Below are 1851 nucleotides of genomic sequence, written 5' to 3' on the forward strand. Positions count from 1 at the left end.
ATGTCCGCATCGACATTGGCGCTGGTTAACCCGACGGTTAACAGCACCCCTGCCAGAAGCGCCCCCAGCACATTGGTCCGGCCCCGCGCCTGCCAGTCATGCGTGCCGGGGCAGCGGTGTCCTCGTGCCGAATAGCCATGGGTGCGGGGCATGTCGGCGGCAAATCCGCTTTCGTCCAGATAAACGATGGGCCGTCCAGCACACAGATATCGCGCAATCTTCTCGCGGAAGGCATGCCGCGCGGCTTCGTCCGACTTCGGGTGCGTCAGCGATTTTTTCATATGTGACGCCGAGCGCCCTCAGCCCGTTCCAGATCGCCTTCGGTGTGACCTGGAACCGGGCCGCCCGTTCATATTGGTAAGCGTCGGGGTGGTCCCGAACGTCCTGCGCCAGCTTCTCCGGATCGACCTTGCGGGGGCGCCTCTCGCGTGTCGCCTTGGGCTCAGGCGACTTCGCCCATCGGGTCAGACTCGCAATCCCGACCGAAAACCGCGTGGCGGTCTCGGCAAAGGTCAGCCCTTCCTTCTCCCGAACGGACAAAACGTGGCGGCGGAAATCAAGTGAATAGATCATGACACACAAATAATCAGTTTAAGGTCGCTTGGCTATAGAAGACGTGGCCTTCGATGCACTTCTGGCGGACAAGGCCTTCGATGCCGATTGGCTGCTTGCCGAGTTGGACGCGCGGGGCGCGAGCGCGGTCATTCCACCGAAGGCGAACCGCAAAATCAAACGCGACTACGACAGGCACACCTATAAATGGCGGCATCTGATCGAGAACTTCTTCGCAAAGATAAAGGAATTCAGAGCTATAGCCACGCGTTACGAAAAGACGGCCTGCAGTTACACCGCCAATTGGCATCTCGCCGCAACCATCATCGCCGCAAAGTGAATGTCCACGGAACCTAGTTTTAAATCGGGCTCAAAGGCGCGTTCCGCCCGGTTTCCAGGGTAGCCTGCGCAGACCGCTGGAACGGCCACGCATCAGCCCTTGAGCGAGGCGACCCAGGCGGGAACGGTCTGGCTGGCCGGGCCGGGGATGCTTCGCCGGAAATCGCGGGCGTTGACAGCCGGGTCAAGATTCATCTCGACGCATTCCGCCCCCAGCCGTGCGGCATGCTGGGCAAAACCCGCCGCGGGGTAGACCACGCCCGACGTGCCGATGGCCGCGAACAGTTCGGCCTGTTCCAGCGCGGCCCAGATGCGTTCCATATGATAGGGAATTTCCCCGAACCAGACGATGTCGGGGCGGGTGGCGGCCGCGCCGCAGGCCGGGCACGGGTCCGACGGCAGCATCACGGCAGGCGCGGGCCAGCGTTGCCCGCAGGCTGCGCAAAGCGCGCCCGACAGCGCGCCATGCATATGGATCACATCGCCTGACCCACCCCTTTCGTGCAGGTCATCGACATTCTGTGTCACCAGCGTCAGGTCATGCGCGTGGGCCAGTTCGGCCAGCGCGCGATGCGCCGCGTTGGGCTGCGCACTGCCCGCCTTTTCGCGCCGCGCGTTGTAAAAGCGATGCACCAGTGCGGGATCGCGGGCAAATGCCTCGGGCGTGGCGACATCCTCGACCCGGTGCCGCTCCCACAGGCCGTCGGCCGCGCGAAAAGTGGACAGCCCGCTTTCCGCCGAAATCCCGGCACCTGTCAGGACCAGAATACGCATTGCGTCAGCGGCAATACGCCTCGGCCGATGAGGCAAATTGCTTGTAGCGCGCCCAGAAGGCGTTATCGGCGCTGGTTCTGGACATTCGCACCTCTTGCGCCTTGTGCGGTTCCTTGAAGAACGAGGCCGCGCGGCGCTGATCCGAACGCGACAGGGTCTGATTCGCGACCTGCTGGATGCAGCCGC

The 1851-nt window shown here is 63.3% G+C and carries 2 protein-coding genes and 3 pseudogenes; 1 reads left to right on the top strand and 4 read right to left on the bottom strand.

Going from position 1 to position 1851, the window contains the following annotated elements; translation table 11 throughout:
* Positions 1-281 (bottom strand): annotated as a pseudogene (locus tag ACK5L9_RS16380) (hypothetical protein); the annotation flags it as partial.
* A gap of 52 nt (positions 282-333) precedes the next feature.
* Positions 334-573, bottom strand: a pseudogene (locus ACK5L9_RS16385) (IS630 transposase-related protein); the annotation flags it as partial.
* A 43-nt stretch (positions 574-616) separates the two neighbouring features.
* Between ACK5L9_RS16385 and ACK5L9_RS16390 the strand changes: the two are divergent.
* Positions 617-892, top strand: a complete 276-nt coding sequence (locus ACK5L9_RS16390) for a transposase (protein WP_416912527.1) — start codon at positions 617-619, stop codon at positions 890-892.
* Between the two features lie 92 nt (positions 893-984).
* Here ACK5L9_RS16390 and ACK5L9_RS16395 read toward each other — a convergent pair whose 3' ends face one another.
* The gene (locus ACK5L9_RS16395) at positions 985-1665 is read right to left on the bottom strand and encodes an NAD-dependent deacylase (protein WP_416912528.1); all 681 of its coding nucleotides are present in this window, start codon (positions 1663-1665) and stop codon (positions 985-987) included.
* A gap of 4 nt (positions 1666-1669) precedes the next feature.
* Positions 1670-1851, bottom strand: a pseudogene (locus ACK5L9_RS16400) (hypothetical protein); the annotation flags it as partial.

The sequence above is a fragment of the Paracoccus sp. (in: a-proteobacteria) genome (genome assembly GCF_047973135.1).
Taxonomy (GTDB): domain Bacteria; phylum Pseudomonadota; class Alphaproteobacteria; order Rhodobacterales; family Rhodobacteraceae; genus Paracoccus.